Consider the following 24108-nt stretch of genomic DNA (forward strand, 5'->3'; position numbering starts at 1 on the left):
TCACGCCCCCCGCAGCGGGGTCAGGTCTTTACCGCACGGCTCTTGACCACCTCATAGCGCTCCAGGGTGCGGCGGCGCGCCTCCTCATGCGCGACCAGCGGCGGCGGATAGTTGGGATCCAGCAACGTTCCGGCCAGCCAGGGCGCATGCACCAGCTTGGGCGGCAGCGCCGCCAGCTCCGGCAGGTAGCGCTTGATGAAGCGGCCCTCGGGGTCGAACTTCTCGCTCTGGCTGACCGGGTTGAAGATGCGGAAATAGGGCTGGGCGTCGCAGCCGCTGGAGGCGGCCCATTGCCAGCCGCCATTGTTGGCCGCGAGGTCGAAATCCAACAGTTGCTCGGCGAAGTAAGCCTCGCCGCGGCGCCAGTCGATGCCCAGATCCTTGATCAGGAAGCTGGCCGTGACCATGCGCAGCCGGTTGTGCATATAGCCACTGGTATTGAGCTGGCGCATCGCCGCGTCCACCAGCGGGTAGCCGGTCTCGCCGCGGCACCAGGCGCCGAAGCGCCGCTCGGCCTCCGGGCCCTGCTCCCAGACGATCTTGTCGTACTCCGGCCGGAAGGCGCTGCTCATCGCATGCGGCCAGTGGTGCATCACCTGGTGGTAGAAGTCGCGCCAGACCAGTTCGGACAGCCAGACCTCGGCGCCGCGCTCGCCGGCCGCGGCGCGCTGCCAGGCCGCGCGCGCCAGGCGCCGGATCGAGACGGTGCCGAAGCGCAGGTGCACGCTCAGGTAGCTGGGGCCCTTGACGGCCGGGAAGTCGCGCGCCTCGTGGTAGCGGTCGATCCGCTCCAGGAAGTCCTCGAACAGCGCGTCGGCCCGGTCCGCGCCCAGCGCCGACGCCAGCCCGGCGGGCGTAAAGCCGATCTCGGCCAGGGCCGGCACGCCGCGCGCCAGCGGGCCGGCCGCCAGGGCCGTGGCATGGCGCTCGACCGGGTAGGGGCGCAGGAAGAACTCGTCGACCTTCCTCAGCCAGGCGTTCTTGTAGGGCGTGAACACCGAATAGGGCTTGCCGGCGGCGGTCAGCAGCTCGCTGCGCTCGAAGATCACATGGTCCTTGAAACTGTGCAGCCGGGCGCCGAAGGCGGCCAGGCGCTCGCCCACCCGGGCATCGCGGGCCAGGGCCTGGGGCTCGTCGTCATGGTTGGCGAACACCGCCTGCGCGCCCAGCTCGGCGGCCAGGCGCGGGATCTCCTCGTCGGCGCGGCCATGGCGCACGATCAGGGCGCCGCCCAGTGCGCGCAGCCGCTCATCCAGCCGCGCCAGGGCCTGCAGGATGAATTCCACCCGCCGGTCGGCCCGTGGCAGGGCGTCCAGGATCTCGGTATCGAGCACGAAGGCACAGAACACCTGGCGCGTGGCGCGCAGGGCATGGTAGAGGGCGGCCTGGTCGTCGACGCGCAGATCGCGCCGGAACCAGACCAGGGCCCGGTCTAAATTCTTGGCTTGCATGCGCGCAGAATAAAATGCCGGCATGTCCAAGCACCAGATGGCCCTGACCAACCAGTTTTTGATCGCCATGCCCGGCATGGCGGACGACACCTTTGCCGGCGCCGTGGTCTACCTCTGCGAGCACAACGACAAGGGCGCGCTGGGCCTGGTGATCAACAAGCCGATCTCCCTGACCCTGGGCAATCTGTTCGAGAAGGTCGAGCTGAGCCTGCCCGACGAGGAACTGGCCGCCCGCCCGGTGTTCTTCGGCGGCCCGGTGCAGACCGAGCGCGGTTTCGTGCTGCACGAGCCGCTGGACGACGAGGGCGGCCATTACAACGCGACGCTCGCCGTGCCCGGCGGGCTGGAGATGACCACCAGCCGCGACGTGCTGGAGGCCCTGTCCAATGGCGCCGGCCCGAAGAAGCTCTTGGTGACCCTGGGCTACAGCGGCTGGGCCGCCGGCCAACTGGAGGAGGAGATCGGCCGCAACGGCTGGCTCACCGTCGACGCCGAGCCCGGCATCATCTTCGAAACCCCGATCGAGGAGCGCTACGACAAGGCCCTGTCGCTGCTGGGCATCGACCCGCGCATGCTGAGCGCTGACGCCGGTCACGCATGACCTTTCTCGCCTTCGATTTCGGCACCAAGCGGGTCGGCGTGGCCACCGGCAGCCGTTTCAGCGGCAGCGCGGAGGCGCTGAAGAGCATCGCGCTGGAGGGCGAGGCCCGTTTCCAGGCGATCGCCCGGCTGATCCAGGAATGGCAGCCGGAGGCCCTGGTGATCGGCGTGCCCTTCCATCCGGACGGCGCCGAGCATGAGATCACCCTGCGCGCCCGCAAGTTCGGGCGCCAGCTGAAGAGCCGTTTCCGCCTGCCGGTCCACGAGGTGGACGAGCGCTACACCAGCGTCGAGGCCGAGAGCCGCGGCGCGCGCGATGTCGATTCCGCCTCGGCCGCGCTGATCCTCGAACAATTCCTGAGAGAGAACCCATGAGCACCTTACATCTCGATGCGGAAGCGCTCTATGCGGACCTGCTGCGCGGCGTGCAGCGCCTGCTGCGCCCGAATTCCGCCCTGGTCGGCATCTGGTCGGGCGGCGCCTGGCTGGCCGAGCGCCTGCAGAAGGACCTGGGCCTGGCCGGCGCGCCCGGCGTGATCTCCAGCGCCCTGCACCGCGACGACTTCGGCTCCAAGGGCATGAGCGCCGCGGCCGACCATACCAAGCTGCCCTTCGAGGTCGAGGGCCGCGACATCCTGCTGATCGACGACGTGCTCTACACCGGCCGCACCACCCGCGCGGTGATCAACGAGCTGTTCGACTTCGGCCGCCCGGCCAGCGTGACCCTGGCGGTGCTGGTGGACCGCGGCGGGCGCGAGCTGCCGATCGAGCCGGTCTTCTCGGCCGCGCGCGTGACCCTGGGCGGCCCCGACCAGAAGCTGCGCCTGGCGCGCGCCGCCGACGGCCGCTTCAGCTTCGACGTGAAGTGACGCAGGGGACGACAAGATGCTGAGCAAACGAAACCCCCAACTGAACAAGAACGGCGAGCTGATCCATCTGCTCTCCATCGAGGGCCTGCCGCAGGCCGTGATCCATCAGATCCTGGACACCGCGGGCACCTTCCTCTCGGTCAACGACCGCGAGGTCAAGAAGGTGCCGCTCTTGCGCGGCAAGTCGGTGTTCAACCTGTTCTTCGAGAACAGCACCCGCACCCGCACCACCTTCGAGATCGCGGCCAAGCGCCTGTCGGCCGACGTGCTGAACCTGGACATCGCCAGGTCCAGCACCGCCAAGGGCGAGACCCTGCTCGACACGGTGGCGAACCTCTCCGCGATGCATGCCGACATGTTCGTCGTGCGCCACAGCGAGAGCGGCGCGCCCTACCTGATCGCGCAGCATTGCGCGCCCCATGTCCATGTGGTCAACGCCGGCGACGGCCGCCATGCGCATCCGACGCAGGGCCTGCTGGACATGTACACGATCCGCCACTACAAGAAGGACTTCCGCAACCTGACGGTGGCGATCGTCGGCGACATCGTGCATTCGCGCGTGGCGCGCTCCGACATCCATGCGCTGAACATCCTGGGCGTGCCCGAGATCCGCGCGGTTGGCCCCAAGACCCTGGTGCCGGGCGACCTGAAGGAGATGGGCGTGCGCGTCTGCCACGACATGGCCGAGGGCATCCGGGATGCCGACGTGATCATCATGCTGCGCCTGCAGAACGAGCGCATGAATGGCGCGATGCTGCCCAGCGCCGGCGAGTTCTTCAAGAACTTCGGCCTGACGCCGGAGAAGCTGGCCCTGGCTAAGCCCGACGCGATCGTGATGCACCCGGGCCCGATCAACCGCGGCGTCGAGATCGACTCGGCGGTGGCCGACGGCAGCCAGAGCGTGATCCTGCCGCAGGTCACCTTTGGCATCGCGGTGCGCATGGCGGTGATGTCCATCCTGGCTGGAAACGAAGCATGAAGATTCTGATCAAAGGTGGTCGCCTGATCGACCCGGCCTCGGGCCTGGACAAGCAGGGCGATCTGGCGATCGCCTCCGGCCGCATCGTCGCGCTGGGTGGCGTGCCGGCCGATTTCGAGGCCGAGCGCGTGATCGACGCCGCGGGCCTGGTCGTCGCGCCGGGCCTGGTGGACCTGGCCGCGCGCCTGCGCGAGCCCGGCCATGAGCATGAGGGCATGCTGGAGAGCGAGCTGGCCGCGGCCGCGGCCGGCGGCGTCACCAGCCTGGTCTGCCCGCCCGACACCGACCCGACGCTGGATGAGCCCGGCCTGGTCGAGATGCTGAAGTTCCGCGCCCGCAAGCTGTCGCGCTGCCGCCTGTTCCCGCTGGGCGCGCTGACCCGCGGCCTGGCCGGCGAGGTGCTGACCGAGATGGCCGAGCTGACCGAGGCCGGCTGCGTCGGCTTCTCGCAGGCCGACCAGCCGATCAAGAACACCCAGTTCCTGCAGCGCGCCTTCCAGTACGCCGCCACCTTCGGCTACACGGTCTGGCTGCGCCCGCTCGACCCTTGGCTGTCCGGCGGCGTGGCCGCCAGCGGCGCGGTCGCGACGCGGCTGGGCCTGTCCGGCGAGCCGGTGACGGCCGAGACCGTCGCGCTGCACACCATCTTCGAGCTGCAGCGCGTCACCGGCGCGCGGGTGCATCTGTGCCGCCTGTCCAGCGCGGCCGGCGTGGCGCTGTTGCGCGCGGCCAAGAAGGAGGGCCTGCCGGTCACGGCCGACGTGTCGATCAATTCGCTGCACCTGACCGATGTGGACATCGGCTTCTTCAACTCGGCGATGCGCGTGAACCCGCCGCTGCGCCAGGGCCGCGACCGCGACGCGCTGCGCGCCGCGCTGGCCGATGGCACCCTGGACGCGCTGGTCTCGGACCACATGCCGGTTGACGAGGACGAGAAGATGCTGCCCTTCGCCGAGGCCACGCCCGGCGCCACCGGCCTGGAGCTGCTCTTGAGCCTGGCGCTGAAATGGGCCGAGGACGACCAGCAGCCGCTGGCGCGTGCGCTGGCGGCGGTGACGGCCGAGCCGGTCAAGGTGCTGGGCCCGGCCCTGGGTTCGCTGGCGGCCAGCGCCGGCCGCCTGGTCGAGGGCGGCGTGGCCGACATCTGCGTGTTCGACCCGGCCGCGCGCTGGGCCGTGACGCCGCAGCGCCTGCAGAGCCAGGGCAAGTACACGCCCTTCGCGGCCGACATCACCGGCTTCGAGCTGCCGGGCCGGGTGCGCCATACCCTGGTTGCGGGCCATATCGCCTACGAGTGCGCTGAGTGATCCCGGTCTGGCGCCTGGCGCGGGTCTTCCTGCATGTGCTGCGGGCCCTGCTGATCGTGGGGCTGCGCTTTCCGCAGCTGCGGCCGGCCGAGCGCCATGCCCATGTCGGCGCCTGGTCGCGCCGCCTGCTGGAACTGCTGGGCGTGCGGCTGGAGGCCGTCGGCCAGGGCCGGCCCGGGGCCAAGCTGCTGATCGCTAACCATGTGTCCTGGCTGGACATCGCGGCGATGCATGCGGTGCTGCCGGAGGCGCGCTTCGTCTCCAAGGGCGATGTGAAACGCTGGCCGGTGGTCGGCTGGCTGGTCACCGGCGTCGGCACGCTCTTCATCGAGCGCGCCAGCAAGCGCGATGCGCTGCGCGTCGTGCACCGGACCGCCGAGGCGCTGGAGTCCGGCGACACGGTGGCGGTGTTCCCCGAGGGCACGACCGGGGCCGGCCCCGAGCTGCTGCCCTTCCATGCCAATCTGCTGCAGGCGGCGGTGGCCACCGCGCTGCCGATCCAGCCGGTGATGCTGCGCTGGCATGAGCCGGGCGAGCGCTTCAGCAGCGCCGCGCGCTTCATCGGCGACACCACCCTGACCCAGAGCCTGTGGCGCATCGCCAGCGCACGCGGCCTGGCGGTGCGGGTGCAGGTGCTGCCGGCGGTCGAGACCGCCCATGCCGACCGCCGCCTGCTGGCCGAACATTTGCGCGAGCAGCTGGCCGAGGCGCTGGCCGCCGACTGAAAAAGCAGGGACCGCCGGGCGCGGCTGTTCATCGGATGTTCATCTGGCCGGGCGGGGCCGCTTCATCGGCGCGGCGTAGAGTGCGCGGCATGTTCCGCGCCCGTCTGCTGCTTGCCATCGCGATGCTGGGTCTGCTGGCCCTGATGGAGGGCGCGGCGGCGCTGTGGGCGCAGCACAGCGCGGCCCAGCAGGTGCAGCGCGGCCGCCTGGCCAGCGATGTGCTGAAGGGCTATGTGGAGCTGGCCGCCAACAAGCAGCGCCTGCGCAGCTGGACCGTGCAGCATCTGCTGGCGGCCGATGCGGCGCCGGCGGTGCGCGACGGCCTGCTGGCCGAGATGCGCGCCGGGCTGGCGCGCACCTACCAGCTCTCGCTGGCGCTGGACGAGCTGGAGGCCGAGCTGGGCGAACCGGGCCGGCGCGCGGTGCGCCAGCAGTCGCTGAGCGTGCTGGACCGCCATCTGGGCGAGCTGGGCCGGGCGCTGGGCGGGGTCAGGCCGCTGCAGTCCGATGCCAATGCCGCGGCGGCCTGGCGCCAGATCGCCGCGCTGTTCGACGAATCCCAGGGCCAGGACCTGCGCCGCCTGCTGAACGCCGAGATCGAGGCCGAGCGCCAGGCCACCGAGGCCTCGCGCCGCGACGCCGACCAGGCGCTGGCGACGATGCGCCAGGTGGTGATCGTGCTGAGCGTCACCGCGCTGCTGGCGACGATCGGGCTGGCGATGTACTTCATGCACCGCCTGAAGACGCCGATCGACGACCTGACCGGCGGCGCGCTGGCGTTGCGCCAGGGCGAGCTGAGCCACCGCATCCCGGAGCGCCAGCTCGACGAATTCGGCGAGGTGGCGCGCAGCTTCAACGCGATGGCCGCCGAGCTGCAGCTGCGTCGCGCCCAGGAACAGGCGGACCGCGCGCGGCTGGAGGAGATGGTGCAGTCGCGCACCGCCGAGCTGCGTGCCGCGCACGAGACCCTGCAGGCGCTGGACCTGCGGCGCCGGCGCTTCTTCGCCGAGGTCAGCCATGAGCTGCGCACGCCGGCCACCGCGATTCGCGGCGAGGCCGAGGTGGCGCTGCGCGGGCGCGAGAAGACGGGCGAGGAGTACCGCCAGGCGCTGGCGCGCATCGTCGCCACCGTCGGCCAGTTCTCGCATGTGGTGGAAGACCTGACCCTGCTGGCGCGCAGCGAGTTCGACCAGCTGGTGGTGCGGCGCGAGCCGCTGGACTGGCGCGCGCTGCTGCAGCAATGCTGCGAGCAGGCGCAGAAGCAGGCCGAGGCCGAGCGCCTGCGCTTCGACTGGCGCCTGCCCGAGCCGGGGCCGGAGCGCGCCCTGCTGCTGGGCGACGGCAAGCGGCTGCGCCAGCTGCTGGGCATCGTGCTGGACAACGCGCGGCGCTATTCGCATGCCCGGGGCCGCATCGAGCTGGCGGCCGAACTGGCCGGCGAGGCCCTGCGGCTGCGCGTGCTGGACCAGGGCATCGGCATCGCCGCGCAGGAGCTGGCGCAGGTGTTCGAGCGCCATTTCCGCGGCGAGGCGGCGCGCGCGCACCGGCCCGACGGCCTGGGGCTGGGCCTGCCGATCGCGCAGGCCATCGTGCAGGCGCATGGCGGGCGCATCGAACTGCGCAGCGCCGCGGGGCAGGGCGCCGAGGTGCTGATCGAGCTGCCACTGGGAATCGCCGGGAAGGGCGTGGAAATGACGAACGGGGAGGGGCAGGGATGAGGCTGCTGATCGTGGAGGACGACCGCCGGGTGGCGGACTTCCTGGAGCGCGGGCTGGGCGCCGAGGGCTACAAGGTGCTGGTGGCGCGCAGCGGGCCCGAGGGCCTGGCGTTGGCGCGCGCCCAGGACTGGACCCTGCTGGTGCTGGACGTGATGCTGCCGGGCCTGAACGGCCTGGACCTGCTGCAGACCCTGCGCAGCGAGGGCTCGCAGATCCCGGTGCTGATGCTGACCGCGCTGGGCGCGCTGGAGGACAAGGTGACCGGCCTGCGCCTGGGCGCCGACGACTACCTGACCAAGCCCTTCGCCTTCGACGAGCTGGTGGTGCGGCTGGAGGCGCTGCGCCGGCGCTCGCGCGAGACGCAGGCGCCGATCAGCAGCCTGCGCGTGGCCGACCTGAGCCTGGACCGCCAGCGCATGCGCGTGTGCCGCGGCGAGCAGCCGATCATGCTGACCGCCAAGGAACTGGCCTTCCTGGAGCTCTTGATGAGCGCGCCGGGCCGGGTCTTCAGCCGCGAGCGCATCCTCTCCAATGTCTGGGGCGCGCATGAGGACCCGCTGACCAATGTGGTGGACGTCTATGTGCGCCGCCTGCGCCAGAAGATCGACGAGGGCCGCCCGCTGGCCCTGATCAAGACGGTGCGCGGCATCGGCTACAAGATCGACGCCGAGCCGGGATAAGCCTGGCGCGGCCGTCAGAATTCGTTCATCTGCGCGTCAGCGCGCCTTCATGCGCCGCGAGCGCCGGCGTTCATCGTCGCGGCCCAGACTGGGCCGGTGCCGTCTTGGCATGCTCCTTCGCACGACCATGAAGCGATTCACCCCCATCCTCGCCGTCACCACCCTGCTGGCCGCCGCGTTGCCGGCCCAGGCCAATACCGCGGCGGCCGGCGCCGCCAGCTGCGCCCCGGTCACCGAGGCGCAGATCGCGGCGCTGTTCGAGCGCTGGAACGCCTCGCTGGCGACGCTGGACCCGGACAAGGTCGCGGCCAACTACGCCGCCGACGGCGTGCTGCTGGCCACCGTGTCGAACAAGCCGCGCACCAACACCGCCGAGATCCGCGACTACTTCGTCAGCTTCCTGGCCAAGAAGCCGGTCGGCAAGATCGACCGCCGCATCGTCAAGCTGGGCTGCAACAGCGCGCAGGATGTCGGCACCTACACCTTCAGCTTCAAGGACGGCAGCAAGGTCAGCGCGCGCTACACCTATGTCTACCAGTTCAGCCAGGGGCAATGGCTGATCAGCCATCACCATTCCTCGGCGATGCCCGAGAAGCTCTGAGCGAGCGCAGCGTTTTTTGTCGCTCTCTGTATCGCCGCGGCGCCGGGCGACGAAGGGTGACAAAAAGGACCCGGCGCGGACATACGCGGGACAAGCTGGGCGCCTGCAATGGCGGGGTCATCCACCACCTCAGGGAGCCCTTGCATGGACCTCGTTTCCACCTTCTCCATCTGGCGCGCCGGCGCCGCGGTCCTGCTGCTGCTCCTCGCCGAGGGCGCGGCGGCGGCCGCTGACCCGCGCGGCCGCTTCCTGACCGAGAGCGGCAATCTCGAGGTCGAGATCGCACCCTGCGCCGACCCGGCGCTGCTGTGCGGCACGGTGGCGCGCGTGGTCGCGAACCGTTCGATGGCCCGGCCCGAGCAGGCCATGGCCCCGCCGGCCGGCGCGCGCGAGCTGCTGGGCCTGCAGCTGCTCAGCGGGCTGCGGCCCGATGGCGAGGGCGGCTGGCAGGGGCGCCTCTACAACCGCGAGAACGGCCGGCACTACGACTGCCGGGTCGCGCTGGACGAGGCCGGCCATCTGCGCCTGCGCGCCTATGTGCTGCTGCCGCTGTTCGGCAAGAGCCAGCTTTGGCGGCGTCTGGCCGAGGCGCCGGCTCCGGCGGCGGAGGCCGCGGCCAGCGCGGCGTCCCGCTGAGCGGCGGGCGGCTATGCTGCTCGCCGGCAGGCATCTGCGCCGCAGCCGGGAGCAAGCATGGCATTCGAATGGAAGACCAGCGCCGAGGGCGTCGACTGGGAGGAACTCTCGGCGCTGTACCGCGCCGCGCCGCTGGGCGACAAGAAGCCCGAACACCTGCGGCTGGTGTTCGGCAACAGCCTGTTCAAGTGCTTCGTCCACGACGCCCAGGGGCGGCTCGTGGCGGCGGGGCGGGTGCTGGCCGATGGCGCGGACTGCGCCTACCTCTGCGACATCGCGGTGCTGCCCGAGCACCAGGGCAGCGGGCTGGGCCGGCAGCTGGTCGGCCGGCTCGTGGAGATGTCGCGCGGGCACAAGAAGATCATCCTCTACGCGGTGCCGGGCAAGGAGCCCTTCTACCGGCGCTTCGGCTTCCTGCGCATGAAGACCGCGATGGCGATCTTCGAGAACCAGCAGCTGCAGCTGGAACGCGGCTATCTCAGCGAGAGTTGAGTCTGCGGGCCACGATGTAGGGCCGGCGATCGCGGCCCCGGCTCGCGTGGTACTCGATCGCCAGCAGCTCGAAACCAGCATGTTCCAGCGCGGCGCCCAGCTCCGCGGCCCGGAAGGCGCCCGCATAGGGCGCCAGGCGCAGCGCCTGCATCGCCGGCAGCAGGGCTCGCCGCAGCAGCGGATGCATGTCCGCCAGGCAGGGCGTCTTGGAGATGAACAGGCCCCGCGGCGCGAGCAGGCCATGGATGCTGCGCAGGGTGCCGGCCAGGTCGCGCACCTGGTGCAGGTAGTTGAAGCCCAGCACCGCGTCGAACGAGCCGGCGGCTTCTTCGCCGTCGAGCAGGGTTTCGGCGGTCGCGACGCGAAAGCGCGGGGCCGGCAGCGCCGGCTCGGCTTGCGCTTGGTTCTTCTCCTCGGCGATCGCGATCATGCCGGCGGAGAGGTCGGTCGCCAGATAGGCGCGCACGCCGCCGGCCAGCGCCCGCGCGGTGACGCCGCTGCCGCAGCCCAGCTCCAGCACGCGGGCCGCCGGCGCCAGCAGGGCGCGCGTGCGGTCCAGGGTGCGCTGGTAGCCGGCCGGGTCGGCGATGGCGCCGCGGGTGTAGCGCCGGGAGTTCCGGTCCCAGAATCTGGCGTCGCTGCTCAGGCTCATCGGGGCTCCCCGGTGACGGCCGCCCGGCACGGCGGGCGGCTTGCGGGCCTAGCTCAGGCTTTGCCCTGATTGGCCACCGCGGCGGCGGCCTTGGCGGCGGCCTCGGCGTCGCCCAGGTAGTAGCGCTTGATCGGCTTCAGCTCCGCGTCCAGCTCGTAGACCAGCGGGATGCCGTTGGGAATGTTCACGCCCACGATGTCGTCGTCGCCGATATTGTCCAGATACTTCACGAGGGCCCGGATGCTGTTGCCATGGGCCGCGATGACCAGGCGCTTGCCCGACAGGATCGCCGGCGCCACGCTTTCGTTCCAGAAGGGCAGCACGCGCGCCACGGTGTCTTTCAGGCACTCGGTCAGTGGGATGTCCTCGGGCTTGAGTTTGGCGTAGCGGATATCGCCGCGCTCGCTGCGCGGATCGCTGGCCTCCAGCGCCGGCGGCGGGGTGTCGTAGCTGCGCCGCCAGATCAGCACCTGCTCGTCGCCGTACTGCTTGGCCATGTCGGCCTTGTTCAGACCCTGCAGGGCGCCGTAGTGGCGCTCGTTCAGGCGCCACTCATGCACCACCGGCAGCCAGGTGCGGTCCATCTGATCCAGGCAATGCCACAGGGTCCAGACGGCGCGCTTGAGCACCGAGGTGTAGGCCACGTCGAAGTCCAGCCCGGCTTCCTTGAGCAGGCGGCCGGCCTGCTTGGCCTGCTCGACCCCGGTCGAGGTCAGATCGACGTCGGTCCAGCCGGTGAAGCGGTTTTCGAGGTTCCAGGTGGATTCGCCATGGCGAATGAGCACGAGCTTGTACATGGATTGCGTGTGGATGACGGCCGCCCCAGTCGGGCTGGCGGGATTCTAAGGGCCGAGCCCTGCCGGCCAGCGGCGGCGGGAGGCGGTCCGGCGCGTCGTCAATTGATGCGGCGTTGGCCCCGGACGCGCGGGCCTTTTTATAATCCCCCTTTTTCATCAACGACAACCGGGCACGCTTACCTTGAAGTTCCTGATCGACAACTGGTATCTGGTGCTGGCCGCCGTGGTGTCCGGCGGCCTGCTGCTGTGGCCCATCCTGATGCGCAGCGCCGCGGGCGCCGCCGTCTCCACCGCCGAGGCCGTGCGCCTGGTGAATCGCGAAAAGGCGGTGCTGATCGACGTCAGCGAACCGGCCGAATACGCGGCCGGCCATGTCGCCGGCGCGAAGAGCCTGCCGCTCGGAAGCATCGAAGCGGGCGCCAAGCAACTGCCCGCCAACAAGGCCCTGCCCATCGTGGTGCTGTGCGCCAACGGCGCACGCGCCGGCCGCGCCGCTGGCATGCTGCGCAAGCTGGGTTACGAGAAGGCCCAGCCGCTGGCCGGCGGCCTGGCCGCCTGGCGCGAGGCGAACCTGCCGGTCGAGAAGGCTGCGTAACAGCCTTTCGCCTCGGGCGGCAAGGCCGCCCGCAGGCAGAAGCCGCATCACTGGTTAATGGAGTTGGGCGCATGCAAGCCGTGAAGATGTACACCACCCTGGTCTGCCCCTACTGCGTGCGGGCCAAGGCCCTGCTGAAGCAGCGCGGCGTCGAGGCGATCGACGAGGTGCGGGTGGACCTGAACCCGACCGAGCGCGACGCGATGATCGCGCGCACCGGCCGCCGCACCGTGCCGCAGATCTTCATCGGCGACACCCATGTCGGCGGCTGCGACGACCTGGTCGCGCTGGACCAGCGCGGCGGCCTGATGCCGCTGCTGCAGGCCGCCTGAGGCAGGGCTCGACGGGCGCGGGGCCGGCCCCCGCTAACCCGGGGGCGGACGTCATCGCCGCTGGGCCATAATCCCGCCCTGCTGCCCGTGGCGCTAGGCCGGCGGGTCCCAACCGAACAGACATCACCATCATGGCCGACGAGAGCAACAACACCCCCGTGTTCCAGATCCAGCGCATGTACCTGAAGGACCTGTCGCTGGAGCAGCCGAACTCGCCCCAGATCCTGCTGGAGCAGACCCAGCCCCAGGTCGACATCAACCTGGCCCTGGCCGCCGAGCCGGTCAGCGAGGGCTTCTACGAGGTCAGCGTCACCGCCACCGTCACCACCAAGGTCGGCGACAAGACCCTGTTCCTGATCGAGGCCAAGCAGGCCGGCATCTTCGAGATCCGCAATCTGCCGCAGGAGCAGGTCGAGGGCATCATCGGCATCGTCTGCCCGCAGATGATCTATCCTTACCTGCGCGCCATCGTCTCCGACGTCTGCACCCGCGCCGGCTTCCCGCCGGTGATCCTGACCGAGGTGAACTTCCAGGCCATGTTCGAGGCCCAGCAGGCCCAGCGCAACGGCCAGGACGCCGCGATCGCGAACTGAGCGTCGAGGTCGTCGCAGGACAAGCAAGAGGCCCGGCTTCTTCTTGATACAACGCCCCTGGCTGCGCAATGCGGCGGGGGCGTTTTGTTTTGTTCCAATGCAGCCGCAATGAAGATTTCCGTACTTGGTGCCGGCGCCTGGGGCACGGCACTGGCGATCCAGGCCGCCGCGCGCCACGAGGTGCTTCTGTGGGCGCGCGACGCCGAGGCTTGCGCGCAGATGCAGGCCACGCGCCGCAATACCCGCTACCTGCCCGAGACCGAGCTGCCCCCCGGGCTGTTGCTTGGGCATGACTTCGACGCCGCGCTCGAGCATGGCCGCGCGGGCCTGTTCATCGTCGCCACGCCGATGGCGGCGCTGCGCGAGACCCTGGCCCGGTTGCCGGACGGCGCCCGCGTGCTGTGGCTGTGCAAGGGCTTCGAGGCCGGTACCGGCCTGCTGGGCCATCAGATCGCCAGCGCGGTGCAGCCGCGGCTGGCCGCGGGCATCCTGTCCGGGCCCAGCTTCGCGCAGGAGGTCGCGGCCGGCCAGCCGACCGCGCTGGTCGCGGCCAGCGAGGATGCGACCCTGGCGCAGCAGGCCGTCGAGGCCTTCCACAGCGAGCGGCTGCGCGTCTACACCTCGGCCGACCCGGTCGGCGTCGAGGTCGGCGGCGCGGTCAAGAACGTGATGGCGATCGCGGTCGGCATCGCCGACGGCCTGCGCCAGCGCGCCGAGCAGGCGGGCTGTGCCGGCGATGCGCCGGGCCTGAACGCGCGCGCCGCGCTGATCACGCGCGGCCTGGCCGAGATGATGCGGCTGGGCCAGGCGCTGGGCGCGCGCAGCGAGACCTTCATGGGCCTCTCCGGCATGGGCGACCTGGTGCTGACCGCCACCGGCGACCTCTCGCGCAACCGCCAGGTCGGCCTGGGCCTGGCCGCGGACAAGCCGCTGGCGCAGATCCTGACCGAGCTGGGCCATGTGGCCGAGGGTGTCTACAGCGCGCCCACGGTGCTGGCGCGCGCCCGGGCGCTGGGCGTGGACATGCCGATCGCGGCCGCGGTGGTGGAGGTGCTGGAAGGGCGCCTGAGCCCGGTGGCGGCCGTTGATTTGCTGATGAGCCGCGAATCCCGCGCCGAACATTGATTCCAACGGAGACCTCGAACATGCAACGCCGTTCCCTGCTGCAGGCCTCGCTGCTTGCGCTGCCGCTGCCCGCCCTGGCCCAGGCCTGGCCCGCGCGGCCGATCAAGCTGGTCGTGCCCTTCCCGGGTGGCAGCTCGCCGGACATCATCGCGCGCGCGGTGGCCGAGCCGCTGGGCCAGGCCCTGGGCCAGAGCATCGTGATCCTGAACCAGCCCGGCGCCGGCGGCAATATCGGCACCGGCGCGGTGGCCAAGGCCGAGCCGGATGGCTACACCCTGCTGTTCACGATCCAGGGCCCTCTGGTGACCGCGCCGCTGCTGGCCAAGCATCTGCCCTATGACCCGGTCAAGGAGTTGCAGCCGGTCGGCCTGGTTGCGAGCAGCCCGAACGTGCTGGTGGTCGACCCCAAGCTGGGCGCCAACAGCCTGGCCGACTTCGTGCGCATCGCCAAGGCGGGCCAGGGGCGATTGAATTACGGCAGCGTCGGCAACGGCAGCGCCGCACATCTGGCGATGGAGTCCTTCAAGACCCGCGCCGGCATCGATCTGGCCCATGTGCCCTACCAGGGCTTCCCGCAGGTGGTGAACGCGATCCTGGCCGGCCAGGTGCAGGCCGGCTTTATGGTGCCGGGCATCGCGATGGGCCAGGTCCGCGCCGGCAAGCTGAAGGCGCTGGGTGTCACCAGCCTGGGCCGGGTCGGCTCGCTGCCGGAGCTGCCGACCTTTGCCGAGCAGGGCTATGCGGGCTTCGAGGCAATCTCCTGGCAGGCCATGCTGGCACCGGCGAAGACGCCTGCGGCCATCGTGCAGCGCCTCTCGACCGAGCTGGTGAAGGTGATCAAGAGCGACGAGGTGCGTACCAAGATGCTGAACCAGTTCTTCAGCGCCAGCGCCTCGACGCCCGACGCGCTGGCCGCGCTGATGAAGAGCGAGCGCGAGCGCTGGGGACAGATGATCAAGGCCGCTGGCGTCCAGCCGGAGTAAAAACCTCAGACGGCGCCGGCGTAGCCGTTCTGGCGCCAGGCCTCGAACACCGCGACGGCGACGCTGTTGCTGAGGTTCAGGCTGCGCTGCTCGGGGCGCATCGGCAGGCGCACGCGCTGCGCCTCGGGGAAGAAGCCGTCGCGCAGCGCCGGCGGCAGGCCGGCGGTCTCGGAGCCGAACACGAACCAGTCGCCGGGCCGCCAGGCGATCTCGCCGAAGGGGCGGCTGCCGCGAGTCGTGAAGGCGAACAGGCGTGCGGGGTCGGGTCTTGCCTCGGCCAGGAAGGCGGCCCAGTCGGCATGGCGCAGCACCGGCGTGTACTCGTGATAGTCCAGACCGGCGCGCTGCAGCAGCTTGTCTTCCATCGAGAAGCCCAGCGGCTCGATCAGGTGCAGGCTGCAGCCGGTGTTGGCCGCGAGGCGGATCACGTTGCCGGTGTTGGGCGGGATTTCCGGGTGGACCAGGACGATGTTGAACATGGGACGCAGGGCAGCAGGGGGTCAGTCGGAGGTGCGCGCCACCACCCAGGCCTCGACGCGCAGCACGCCGGCCTGGCGCAGCACGCGGGCCAGCTCGAACAGGGTGGCGCCGGTGGTCATCACATCGTCGAGCAGGGCCACATGGGCGCCGCGCAGGGCCGCGGCGCGGCGCGGCTCGATCGCGAAGGCGCTCCTCACGTTCGCCGCGCGCTGGCCGGGTGGCAGCTTCAGCTGGTGCGCAGTATCGCGCACGCGCAGCAGCAGGCCCGGGTCGCAGTCGAGCCGGCGCCGTCGCGCGAGGGTGCGCGCCAGCTCGAAGCTCTGGTTGTAGCCGCGCTCGCGCAGGCGCTCGGGTGCCAGCGGCACCGGCAGCAGCCAGTCGGGCGCCTCGGCCAGCGCGCTGGCCAGGGTCTGGTCGAGCCGCTCCAGCAGGGTCTCGCGCAGGTCCAGCGCCTGGTGGAACTTGTAGCGCTGCAGCAGCCGGTCCCAGGGGAAGGCGTAGTCCAGCGCCGCGATCGTGCGGTCCAGCGGCGGCGCCTCGCGCAGGCAGGCGCCGCACTTGGGCTCGCGCCGGCCGGTCAGCTCGGGCGGCAGGCGCACGCCGCAGGTCCAGCAGCGCGGCGCGGGCCGCGCGTAGCGCATCAGGCAGTCGTGGCAGACCCGCAGCTCCGACCAGCCGCGGCAGACCGCGCATTGGCCCGGGCAGCGCAGCAGCACCCGCTCGACGAGCGAGGGTTTGGAGGGGCACAGGGCGCGGCGCTCCATGCCTCAATATACTGCCCGCCCATGTCTTCCTCCGCCCCCGCGCCAGCCGTTCGCCCGCCGCATCAGCAGATCGCCCCGCCGGCCCTGACCCGGCAGCTGCGCCGCCTGGCCAGCCTCGCCGAAGCCCCCTGGCTGCATGCCGATATCGCGCGCCGCATGGCCGAGCGCCTGCCGCTGATCAAGATGCAGCCGCCGCGCGTGCTGCAATGGTCGGCCTTCCTGGGCGCCAGCGACGCCTTGTTGCGCGAGACCTATCCGAAGGCCGAGCAGCGCCGCGTCGAGCCGGTGCCGGCGCTGCGCGAGCGCAGCCGCGTCGAGCTGAAGCCGGGCTTCTGGGCCGCGCTGCGCCAGCGCGAGGCGCCGGCGGTCTGGCTGCCGACCGAGGTGGAGGCGGGCGCGGCCGAGCTGCTATGGGCCAATATGTACCTGCACCTGAGCCCGGACCCGGAGGCGCTGCTGGCGCTGTGGCACCGCGCGCTGGCGGTGGACGGCTTCGTGATGTTCTCCTGCCTGGGGCCGGACAGCTGGCGCGAGCTGCGCGAGCTGTACGCGGCGCTGGGCTGGCCCAGCGCCGGGCCGGAATGGATCGACATGCACGATGTCGGCGACATGCTGGTGCATGCCGGCTTCGCCGACCCGGTGATGGACCAGGAGCGCATCACCCTGACCTGGAGCGACCCGGACAAGCTGCTGGCCGACCTGCGCGCGCTGGGCGGCAATCTGTCGCCGCTGCGCCAGCCGGGGCTGCGCACGCCGGCCTGGCGGCGCCGGCTGCTGCGCGAGCTGGAACGCCTGCGCGGGCCGGACGGGCGGCTGCGCCTGAGCCTCGAGCTGGTCTACGGCCATGCCTTTAAACCCGCGCCCCGCCTGAAAGTAGCCGGGGAAACCCGCGTCTCGCTGGACCAGATGCGCGACATGGTGCGTGGGGCGTCCAAAGCCTGATCAGGGCATGCACCTACGACGTGCAAAGACCACAGGGCTAGCAGGGGGTGTGGGCTAAAATCCGCGGCCGATCAGATCCCTGCCTGTTTGGCGGGAACCCGTCGTTGACCCAGGTCACGCGCCTTGCAGTCTGAGGCGAAGGGCGAATGGCACGCCGTGCGCGGCGCGCCGCTGGATCTGGTCTCGGAAGGGAACGCGAAGGATGTTGCGGCGGTGCTGCTTCGGAGCGCTGTCGCAAGGTCCATGGGCTGAATTTGAAACAGAAGTGACGACCATGACGATGATGAACGCACGAGTGCATCCGCTGGGGCGCCGACTGAGCCAGCTGGCGTGGGGCCTTGGGGCCGCGCTGGCCAGCCAGGTGGCCATGGCGGTGAACGACCTGCCGGGCGGCCCGAAGGTCAACCAGCTGAATCTTCACGAGCCTGTCACGCGCATCGCCGCGGAACAGATGTGGCTGCACAACATGATGCTGGTCATCTGTCTGGCCATCTTCGTCGCCGTGTTCGGCGTCATGTTCTATTCGATCTTCAAGCACCGCAAGAGCAAGGGCGCGGTGCCGGCCACCTTCCATGAAAGCGTCTCGGTCGAGATCGCCTGGACCGTCGTGCCCTTCATCATCGTGATCCTGATGGCCCTGCCGGCCACCAAGGTGGTGGTCGCGATGAAGGACACCACCAATGCCGACGTCACGATCAAGGCGACCGGCTACCAGTGGAAATGGGGCTACGACTACCTGAAGGGCGAGGGCGAGGGCATCGGCTTCCTGGCCACGCTGGACACCGCGCAGCGCGAGATGTCCGATTCGGGCAAGCCCGAGGCGGTCGACAACTACCTGCTGAAGGTGGACAACCCGCTGGTCGTGCCGGTCAACAAGAAGGTGCGCATCATCACCACCGCCAACGACGTGATCCACGCCTGGATGGTGCCGGCCTTCGGCGTCAAGCAGGATGCGATCCCCGGCTTCGTGCGCGACACCTGGTTCAAGGCCGAGAAGATCGGCGACTACTACGGCCAATGCGCCGAGCTGTGCGGCAAGGAACACGCCTACATGCCGATCCATGTGAAGGTGGTCTCGGCCGAGGACTACAGCAAGTGGGTCGACGGCAAGAAGAAGGAAATGGCCGCCAAGGCCGATGATCCGAGCAAGGTCTGGGAGCTGGCGGCCCTGGTGGCGCGCGGCGAGAAGGTCTATGCCGCCAACTGCGCCGCCTGCCACAAGGCCGACGGCACCGGCGCCGGCCCGATCAAGCGCCTGGACGCCTCGCCGATCGTGCTGTCCGACGACAAGAGCAAGCAGATCCAGGTGGTGCTGCACGGCGCCGCCAACGGCGCGATGCCGGCCTGGAAGCAGCTCTCCGACACCGAGATCGCCGCCGTGATCACCTACACGAAGAACAGCTGGACGAACAAGACCGGCCAGATCGTGCAGCCGGCCGAGATCGTCGCCGCCCGCAAGTAAGTCAGGACGTCACAAAGGATCAATGATGAGTGCAGTGCTGGATCACCACGGTCATGACGCCCATGGCCATGGTCACGACGATCACCACCATGCCCCCACCGGCTGGCGCCGCTGGGTGTTCGCCACCAACCACAAGGACATCGGGACCCTGTACCTGCTGTTCTCGTTCACGATGCTGATGATCGGTGGCGTGCTGGCGCTGGGCATCCGCGCCGAGCTGTTCCAGCCCGGCCTGCAGTTCGTGAACCCCGAGCTGTTCAACCAGCTGACCACGATGCATGGCCTGATCATGGTGTTCGGCGCCATCATGCCGGCCTTCGTTGGCTTCGCGAACTGGATGATCCCGCTGCAGATCGGCGCGTCCGACATGGCCTTCGCGCGGATGAACAACTTCAGCTTCTGGCTGATGATCCCGGCCGCGATCATGCTGGTGGCTTCGTTCTTCATGCCCGGCGGCGCACCCGCTGCGGGCTGGACGCTGTACGCGCCGCTGACCCTGCAGATGGGCCCCTCGATGGATGCCGGCATCTTTGCGATGCACATCCTCGGCGCCTCGTCGATCATGGGCTCGATCAACATCATCGTCACCATCCTGAACATGCGCGCCCCGGGCATGACCCTGATGAAGATGCCGATGTTCGCCTGGACCTGGCTGATCACCGCCTATCTGCTGATCGCGGTGATGCCCGTGCTGGCGGGCGCCATCACGATGACCCTGACCGACCGTCACTTCGGCACCAGCTTCTTCAGCCCGGCCGGCGGCGGTGACCCGATCATGTACCAGCACATCTTCTGGTTCTTCGGTCACCCCGAGGTCTACATCATGATCCTGCCGGCCTTCGGCATCGTCAGCCAGATCGTGCCGGCCTTCGCCCGCAAGCGCCTGTTCGGCTACGCCTCGATGGTGTATGCGACCGCCTCGATCGCGATCCTGTCGTTTATTGTGTGGGCGCATCACATGTTCGCCACCGGCATGCCGGTGACGGGCCAGCTGTTCTTCATGTACGCGACCATGCTGATCGCGGTGCCCACCGGCGTGAAGATCTTCAACTGGCTGGCCACGATGTGGCGCGGCTCGATGAGCTTCGAGGTCCCGATGCTGTGGGCCGTGGGCTTCATCTTCGTGTTCACGATGGGTGGCTTCACCGGTCTGATCCTGGCGATGGCGCCGATCGACATCCAGGTGCAGGACACCTACTACGTCGTCGCCCATTTCCACTATGTGCTGGTGGCCGGCTCGCTGTTCTCGATGTTCGCGGGCGTCTACTACTGGGCACCGAAGTGGACCGGCGTGATGTTCTCGGAGACGCGCGGCAAGATCCATTTCTGGGGCTCGCTGATCACCTTCAACATCACCTTCTTCCCGATGCACTTCCTCGGCCTGGCCGGCATGCCGCGCCGCTACGCCGACTACTCGATGCAGTACGCGGACTTCAACGCGATCGCCTCGATCGGCGCCTTCGGCTTCGGCCTGATGCAGGTCTACTTCTTCCTGTGCGTCGTCGTGCCGATGATGCGCGGCAAGGGCGAGAAGGCCCCGCAGAAGCCCTGGGAGGCCGCCGAGGGCCTGGAATGGGAAGTGCCGTCGCCGGCCCCGTTCCACACCTTCGAGAACCCGCCCAAGCTGGATGTGACGGCCACCAAGGTCATCGGCTGAGGACGCGGCGATGCACCCCAATCCGCAGCAACGCAAGAGCAACCGGCGCCTGGGCCTGATCCTGGCCTCGGTGGCGGCGATGTTCGCGATCGGCTTCATGGCCAAGATCGCCCTGCTGGGCGGCTGAAGACGATGAGCGACAAGAGCCGCTGGACCCTGTCGCGCGCGCTGCGCCGCGAGAACCGGCTGATGGTGGGCAAGCTCGCCGTGGTCGTGCTGCTGATGTTCGGCTTCGGCTATGCGATGGTGCCGCTGTACAACGCCATCTGCTCGGCGCTGGGCATCAACGTGCTGTCGCTTTCCGAGCGCCAGCATGCGGTCAAGGCCAGCGATCTGAAGAACACCCAGATCGACTACAGCCGCAAGATCACGATCGAGTTCGATGCCAATGCGCGCGGCCCCTGGGAGTTCAAGCCCGCGCTGAACCACCTGGAGGTGCATCCGGGCGAGCTCGCGACCGTGATGTACGAGTTCCGCAATGTGCAGCTCAAGGTGATGTCGGCCCAGGCCATCCCCAGCTATGCCCCGAAGCAGGCCACGGCCCACTTCAACAAGCTGGAATGTTTCTGCTTCAACGAGTACACCCTGCAGCCGGGCGAGACCAAGGAATGGCCGGTGGTCTTCGTGATCGACCCCAAGCTGCCCAAGGACGTCAAGACCATCACCCTGTCCTATACCTTCTTCGAGGTGGCGGGCAAGGGCCAGAAGCAGGCGGTGTTGATGAAGGCGGAGCCCAAGCTATGAGCGACGAGGGCCGCGACAAGGCGGGACAGGATCTGAAGGACGCATCGGCCCGGCCGGTGTCCTTCTTGCAGACGGTCAAGGCGATCGCCTGGGCCTTCTTCGGCGTGCGTCGCGGCGCCGACTATGACAAGGATGTGGCCAAGCTGAACCCGGTGCATGTGATCATCGCCGGGGTCATCGGGGCCGCGCTGTTCGTGCTGGTGCTGGTGCTGCTGGTCAACTGGGTGATCGGCAGCGGCGTCGCCGGCGGCTGAACGGGTTCAATCGAGCAGGACTGATAGATTTAGTTCGAGGAGAAAGAGATGTCGGCAGCAACTCCCCACGGAGCTACCCCTTACTACTTCGTACCCGGACCCTCGCGGCATCCGGTGATGGCCGCCATCGGCCTGTTCTTCGTCATCCTCGGCGCCGGCCAGTGGATCAACGGCCACCAGTGGGGCGCCTACTCGCTGGCCTTCGGCCTGCTGTGGTGGGCCTTCGTGCTGAAGCAATGGTTCGGCGACGCGATCCACGAGAGCGAGAGCGGCCTGTACAGCGACCGCATCGATGTCTCCTTCCGCTGGAGCATGGGCTGGTTCATCTTCTCGGAGGTGATGTTCTTCGCCGCCTTCTTCGGTGCGTTGTACTGGGCCCGCGTGCACTCGGTGCCGAGCCTGGGCAGCCTGGAGAACGCGCTGCTGTGGCCCGACTTCAAGGCCCTGTGGCCCAGCGTCGCGGCCGGCGCCACCGCCGCCCCGGCCGGCACCGTCGAGCCCTTCCAGACCATGGGCCCCTGGCCGCTGCCGACCATCAACACGGCCCTGCTGCTGACCTCGGGCGTGACCCTGACGATCGCCCACCATGCGCTGATCGCCGGCAACCGCGGCAAGACCATCGCCTTTATGTGGATGACCGTGCTGCTGGGCATCGTCTTCCTGTTCGTGCAGGGCTACGAGTACATGCACGCCTACCGCGACCTGAACCTCAAGCTCAGCTCCGGCGTGTTCGGCTCGACCTTCTTCATGCTGACCGGCTTCCACGGCTTCCACGTGTTCGTCGGCATGCTGATGCTGCTGTTCATCACCCTGCGCCTGCACAAGGGCCACTTCAGCGCCGACCGCCATTTCGGCTTCGAGGGCGCGGCCTGGTACTGGCACTTCGTCGACGTGGTCTGGCTCGGCCTGTACGTCGTCGTCTACTGGATGTGAGGACGGCCCACCCCCTACCGGCTGCGCCGGCCCCTCAAGGGGGCACACCCGCAGGCCCGGCAAAGCCGGATCCTCGGGTGTCGCTGGGGGAAATGCAGCAAACGCCGCGTTGTGCGGCGTTTCTTGTTTCAGCGCCCCAGCGGCACGCCGGTCGGCTTGATCCAGCCCATGTAGTAGCTCAGCAGGATGAACAGGAACAGCGCCACCGAGACCGCCACCCGCAGCGCCAGCGCGCGCGCCATGCTGGTCTTGCCCTTGTTCCGGCGCAGCATGAACAGGCCCGCCGCGCCTAAAGCGCCGAGGATGCCGATGAAGGCGATCAGGAAGACGAATTTCATGGCCGGCGATTATTCCACCGGAACCCGGCCATGAGCGGTGGCGGACGGCGCTGGATCGTGCTGTTGGCGGCGCTGCTGGGCGTGGCGCTGACCGCGCGCCTGGGCTTTTGGCAGCTGGACCGCGCGGCGCACAAGCGCGCGCTGCAGCAGGCCATCGAGGCCCAGGGCGGGCTGCCGCCGCTGGCCGCGGCCGAACTGCGGGCCGATGCCGACCAGCTGCATCGCAGCGTGCGCCTGCGCGGCACCTGGCTGGCCGAGCGCAGCGTGCTGCTGGAGAACCGGCCGATGGCGGGGCAGGTGGGCTTTTATGTCGTCACCCCGCTGCGGCTGGAGGGGCGCGCCGAGGCGATCCTGGTGCAGCGCGGCTGGCTGGCGCGCGATGCCCGCGCGCCCGAACGCCTGCCGCCGCTGCCCGGCGCGGCCGGGCCGGTCGAGATCCAGGGCCGCCTGATCGAGGCGCCGTCACGGCTTTATCAGCTCGGCGCGACGGGGCAGGGGCGGATCCGGCAAAATCTGGCCTCCGCCGCCTATGCGCAGGAGATCCACGAGCCCCTGCTGCCGCTGACCGTGCTGCAGCAGGACCCGCCCGCCGAGGGCCTGCTGCGCGACTGGCCGGTGCCCGATGCCGGCCTGCAGAAACACTATGGCTACGCCTTCCAATGGTTTGCGCTCGCCGCGCTGATCCTGGGTCTTTATGTCTGGTTCCAACTCATCCGTTCCCGCCGCTCCCGCTGACGAAGGCCTGGCCCTGACGGTGCACAGCCTGCCCGATCCGCAGGCCATGGCCACGCAGCAGCGTACCCGCCGCGGCCGCCTGTCGATGCTGTTGGTGGTGCTGGCCTGCGCGGCGCCGGTGATCGCCTCCTACTTCACCTTCTATGTGGTCAAGCCGCAGGGCCGCGCCTATGGCGAGCTGATCCAGCCCACCGTCGAGCTGCCGGCCCTGACCCTGTCCGACCTGGATGGCCGGCCGGTGCCGGCAGAAAGCCTGAAGGGCCAATGGCTGCTGACCCTGGTGCAGGAGGAGGGCTGCGCCGCCGCCTGCGAGCGGCATCTCTACACCCAGCGCCAGCTGCGCGAGATGCTGGGCAAGGAACGCGACAAGCTCGACAAGCTGCTGCTGCTGCCCGAGGACGCGCCGGCGCTGCGTCCCGAGTTGCGCCAGGCCCTGAGCCAGGGCACGCCGGTGACCGTGCTGCGCGCGCCGCGCGCCGCGCTGGAGGCCTGGCTGCAGCCCGCCGCCGGCGGCCGGCTGCAGGACCATTTCTTCCTGATCGATCCGATGGGCCGCTGGATGCTGCGCGCGCCGGCCGCGCCCGAGCCAGCCAAGCTCAAGCGCGACCTGGACCGCGTGCTGCGCGCCGCCGCCAGCTGGGACCAGCCCGGCCGCTGACGCTCT

General features: G+C 69.6%; 31 protein-coding genes. 25 read left to right on the top strand and 6 right to left on the bottom strand.

The window, feature by feature from the left end; genetic code table 11:
* Positions 1-20: 20 nt before the first annotated feature.
* Positions 21-1451, bottom strand: a complete 1431-nt coding sequence (locus G8A07_RS06700) for a deoxyribodipyrimidine photo-lyase (protein ID WP_195796285.1) — start codon at positions 1449-1451, stop codon at positions 21-23.
* Between the two features lie 22 nt (positions 1452-1473).
* On the opposite strand from G8A07_RS06700, the gene G8A07_RS06705 reads away from it, so the two are divergent.
* The 11 genes from G8A07_RS06705 (at position 1474) to G8A07_RS06755 (ending at position 10058) form a co-directional block, all read left to right on the top strand.
* On the top strand, positions 1474-2052 hold the full coding sequence (locus G8A07_RS06705) for a YqgE/AlgH family protein (protein WP_249937252.1): 579 nt from the start codon (positions 1474-1476) through the stop codon (positions 2050-2052).
* Positions 2049-2426 (top strand): Holliday junction resolvase RuvX, encoded by a 378-nt coding sequence (ruvX, locus tag G8A07_RS06710; protein ID WP_195796286.1) that lies wholly within the window; start codon positions 2049-2051, stop codon positions 2424-2426. The genes G8A07_RS06705 and ruvX overlap by 4 nt, the downstream gene beginning before the upstream one ends.
* Positions 2423-2920, top strand: coding sequence for a bifunctional pyr operon transcriptional regulator/uracil phosphoribosyltransferase PyrR (gene pyrR / locus G8A07_RS06715; protein ID WP_195796287.1), 498 nt, complete (start codon positions 2423-2425; stop codon positions 2918-2920). Before ruvX ends, pyrR begins: the two co-directional genes overlap by 4 nt.
* Positions 2921-2936: 16 nt before the next feature.
* Complete coding sequence (locus tag G8A07_RS06720) at positions 2937-3899, top strand: aspartate carbamoyltransferase catalytic subunit (RefSeq protein WP_195796288.1); 963 nt, start codon at positions 2937-2939, stop codon at positions 3897-3899.
* A complete protein-coding gene (locus G8A07_RS06725; RefSeq protein WP_195796289.1) occupies positions 3896-5206 on the top strand; it encodes a dihydroorotase in 1311 nt (436 codons plus the stop codon). The genes G8A07_RS06720 and G8A07_RS06725 overlap by 4 nt, the downstream gene beginning before the upstream one ends.
* Positions 5203-5931, top strand: a complete 729-nt coding sequence (locus G8A07_RS06730) for a 1-acyl-sn-glycerol-3-phosphate acyltransferase (protein WP_195796290.1) — start codon at positions 5203-5205, stop codon at positions 5929-5931. The genes G8A07_RS06725 and G8A07_RS06730 overlap by 4 nt, the downstream gene beginning before the upstream one ends.
* Positions 5932-6020: 89 nt before the next feature.
* Positions 6021-7649: a HAMP domain-containing sensor histidine kinase gene (locus tag G8A07_RS06735; RefSeq protein WP_195796291.1), complete on the top strand. Its 1629-nt coding sequence runs from the start codon at positions 6021-6023 to the stop codon at positions 7647-7649.
* On the top strand, positions 7646-8329 hold the full coding sequence (locus tag G8A07_RS06740; RefSeq protein WP_195796292.1) for a response regulator transcription factor: 684 nt from the start codon (positions 7646-7648) through the stop codon (positions 8327-8329). The genes G8A07_RS06735 and G8A07_RS06740 overlap by 4 nt, the downstream gene beginning before the upstream one ends.
* A gap of 127 nt (positions 8330-8456) precedes the next feature.
* Positions 8457-8930, top strand: a complete 474-nt coding sequence (locus G8A07_RS06745) for an SgcJ/EcaC family oxidoreductase (RefSeq protein WP_195796293.1) — start codon at positions 8457-8459, stop codon at positions 8928-8930.
* Between the two features lie 144 nt (positions 8931-9074).
* Positions 9075-9566 (top strand): DUF2147 domain-containing protein, encoded by a 492-nt coding sequence (locus tag G8A07_RS06750; RefSeq protein ID WP_195796294.1) that lies wholly within the window; start codon positions 9075-9077, stop codon positions 9564-9566.
* A 57-nt stretch (positions 9567-9623) separates the two neighbouring features.
* Positions 9624-10058 (top strand): GNAT family N-acetyltransferase, encoded by a 435-nt coding sequence (locus tag G8A07_RS06755; protein ID WP_195796295.1) that lies wholly within the window; start codon positions 9624-9626, stop codon positions 10056-10058.
* Here the strand turns inward: G8A07_RS06755 and G8A07_RS06760 are convergent.
* Both G8A07_RS06760 and gpmA read right to left on the bottom strand, forming a co-directional pair.
* Positions 10045-10710 (bottom strand): bifunctional 2-polyprenyl-6-hydroxyphenol methylase/3-demethylubiquinol 3-O-methyltransferase UbiG, encoded by a 666-nt coding sequence (locus G8A07_RS06760; protein ID WP_195796296.1) that lies wholly within the window; start codon positions 10708-10710, stop codon positions 10045-10047. The two genes, G8A07_RS06755 and G8A07_RS06760, sit on opposite strands and share 14 nt — an antisense overlap.
* Positions 10711-10763: 53 nt before the next feature.
* A complete protein-coding gene (gene gpmA, locus G8A07_RS06765) occupies positions 10764-11507 on the bottom strand; it encodes a 2,3-diphosphoglycerate-dependent phosphoglycerate mutase (RefSeq protein WP_195796297.1) in 744 nt (247 codons plus the stop codon).
* A 181-nt stretch (positions 11508-11688) separates the two neighbouring features.
* On the opposite strand from gpmA, the gene G8A07_RS06770 reads away from it, so the two are divergent.
* From G8A07_RS06770 to G8A07_RS06790, 5 genes are all read left to right on the top strand, one after another.
* Positions 11689-12102 carry a rhodanese-like domain-containing protein gene (locus tag G8A07_RS06770; RefSeq protein WP_195796298.1) on the top strand — a complete coding sequence of 138 codons (414 nt, stop codon included), beginning with the start codon at positions 11689-11691 and terminating at the stop codon, positions 12100-12102.
* A 71-nt stretch (positions 12103-12173) separates the two neighbouring features.
* Positions 12174-12434, top strand: coding sequence for a glutaredoxin 3 (gene grxC / locus G8A07_RS06775; protein WP_195796299.1), 261 nt, complete (start codon positions 12174-12176; stop codon positions 12432-12434).
* A gap of 131 nt (positions 12435-12565) precedes the next feature.
* Positions 12566-13027 carry a protein-export chaperone SecB gene (gene secB / locus G8A07_RS06780; RefSeq protein WP_195796300.1) on the top strand — a complete coding sequence of 154 codons (462 nt, stop codon included), beginning with the start codon at positions 12566-12568 and terminating at the stop codon, positions 13025-13027.
* A 108-nt stretch (positions 13028-13135) separates the two neighbouring features.
* A complete protein-coding gene (locus G8A07_RS06785) occupies positions 13136-14152 on the top strand; it encodes an NAD(P)H-dependent glycerol-3-phosphate dehydrogenase (RefSeq protein ID WP_195796301.1) in 1017 nt (338 codons plus the stop codon).
* A 20-nt stretch (positions 14153-14172) separates the two neighbouring features.
* Positions 14173-15135, top strand: coding sequence for a tripartite tricarboxylate transporter substrate binding protein (locus tag G8A07_RS06790; RefSeq protein WP_195796302.1), 963 nt, complete (start codon positions 14173-14175; stop codon positions 15133-15135).
* A gap of 5 nt (positions 15136-15140) precedes the next feature.
* Here G8A07_RS06790 and trmL read toward each other — a convergent pair whose 3' ends face one another.
* Together trmL and G8A07_RS06800 are read right to left on the bottom strand one after the other, a co-directional pair.
* Positions 15141-15614: a tRNA (uridine(34)/cytosine(34)/5-carboxymethylaminomethyluridine(34)-2'-O)-methyltransferase TrmL gene (trmL, locus tag G8A07_RS06795; RefSeq protein WP_195796303.1), complete on the bottom strand. Its 474-nt coding sequence runs from the start codon at positions 15612-15614 to the stop codon at positions 15141-15143.
* Between the two features lie 21 nt (positions 15615-15635).
* Positions 15636-16379 (bottom strand): ComF family protein, encoded by a 744-nt coding sequence (locus tag G8A07_RS06800; RefSeq protein ID WP_195796304.1) that lies wholly within the window; start codon positions 16377-16379, stop codon positions 15636-15638.
* Positions 16380-16400: 21 nt separating this feature from the next.
* On the opposite strand from G8A07_RS06800, the gene G8A07_RS06805 reads away from it, so the two are divergent.
* The 7 genes from G8A07_RS06805 to G8A07_RS06830 all read left to right on the top strand — a co-directional run bounded on the left by G8A07_RS06805 (position 16401) and on the right by G8A07_RS06830 (position 22371).
* On the top strand, positions 16401-17321 hold the full coding sequence (locus tag G8A07_RS06805; protein WP_195796305.1) for a biotin synthase: 921 nt from the start codon (positions 16401-16403) through the stop codon (positions 17319-17321).
* A 280-nt stretch (positions 17322-17601) separates the two neighbouring features.
* Positions 17602-18783, top strand: coding sequence for a cytochrome c oxidase subunit II (gene coxB / locus G8A07_RS06810; protein ID WP_249937340.1), 1182 nt, complete (start codon positions 17602-17604; stop codon positions 18781-18783).
* Positions 18784-18808: 25 nt separating this feature from the next.
* Positions 18809-20440: a cytochrome c oxidase subunit I gene (gene ctaD, locus G8A07_RS06815; protein WP_195797639.1), complete on the top strand. Its 1632-nt coding sequence runs from the start codon at positions 18809-18811 to the stop codon at positions 20438-20440.
* 10 nt (positions 20441-20450) lie between these two features.
* Entirely contained in the window at positions 20451-20567 is a 117-nt protein-coding gene (locus G8A07_RS27710) for a cytochrome oxidase small assembly protein (RefSeq protein WP_213086244.1), read from the top strand.
* Positions 20568-20572: 5 nt separating this feature from the next.
* Positions 20573-21184 (top strand): cytochrome c oxidase assembly protein, encoded by a 612-nt coding sequence (locus G8A07_RS06820; protein WP_195796306.1) that lies wholly within the window; start codon positions 20573-20575, stop codon positions 21182-21184.
* Positions 21181-21438, top strand: coding sequence for a DUF2970 domain-containing protein (locus G8A07_RS06825; protein ID WP_195796307.1), 258 nt, complete (start codon positions 21181-21183; stop codon positions 21436-21438). The genes G8A07_RS06820 and G8A07_RS06825 overlap by 4 nt, the downstream gene beginning before the upstream one ends.
* Positions 21439-21486: 48 nt before the next feature.
* Entirely contained in the window at positions 21487-22371 is an 885-nt protein-coding gene (locus G8A07_RS06830) for a cytochrome c oxidase subunit 3 (RefSeq protein WP_195796308.1), read from the top strand.
* Positions 22372-22499: 128 nt separating this feature from the next.
* Here G8A07_RS06830 and G8A07_RS06835 read toward each other — a convergent pair whose 3' ends face one another.
* Entirely contained in the window at positions 22500-22709 is a 210-nt protein-coding gene (locus tag G8A07_RS06835; RefSeq protein WP_195796309.1) for a DUF2909 domain-containing protein, read from the bottom strand.
* Between the two features lie 30 nt (positions 22710-22739).
* Here G8A07_RS06835 and G8A07_RS06840 point away from each other — a divergent pair, with 30 nt between their 5' ends.
* Positions 22740-23444, top strand: coding sequence for an SURF1 family protein (locus G8A07_RS06840; protein ID WP_195796310.1), 705 nt, complete (start codon positions 22740-22742; stop codon positions 23442-23444).
* Entirely contained in the window at positions 23404-24102 is a 699-nt protein-coding gene (locus G8A07_RS06845; RefSeq protein ID WP_195796311.1) for a hypothetical protein, read from the top strand. The genes G8A07_RS06840 and G8A07_RS06845 overlap by 41 nt, the downstream gene beginning before the upstream one ends.
* Positions 24103-24108: the final 6 nt, after the last annotated feature.

The sequence above is a fragment of the Roseateles sp. DAIF2 genome (genome assembly GCF_015624425.1).
In the GTDB taxonomy this organism is placed as follows: domain Bacteria; phylum Pseudomonadota; class Gammaproteobacteria; order Burkholderiales; family Burkholderiaceae_C; genus Kinneretia.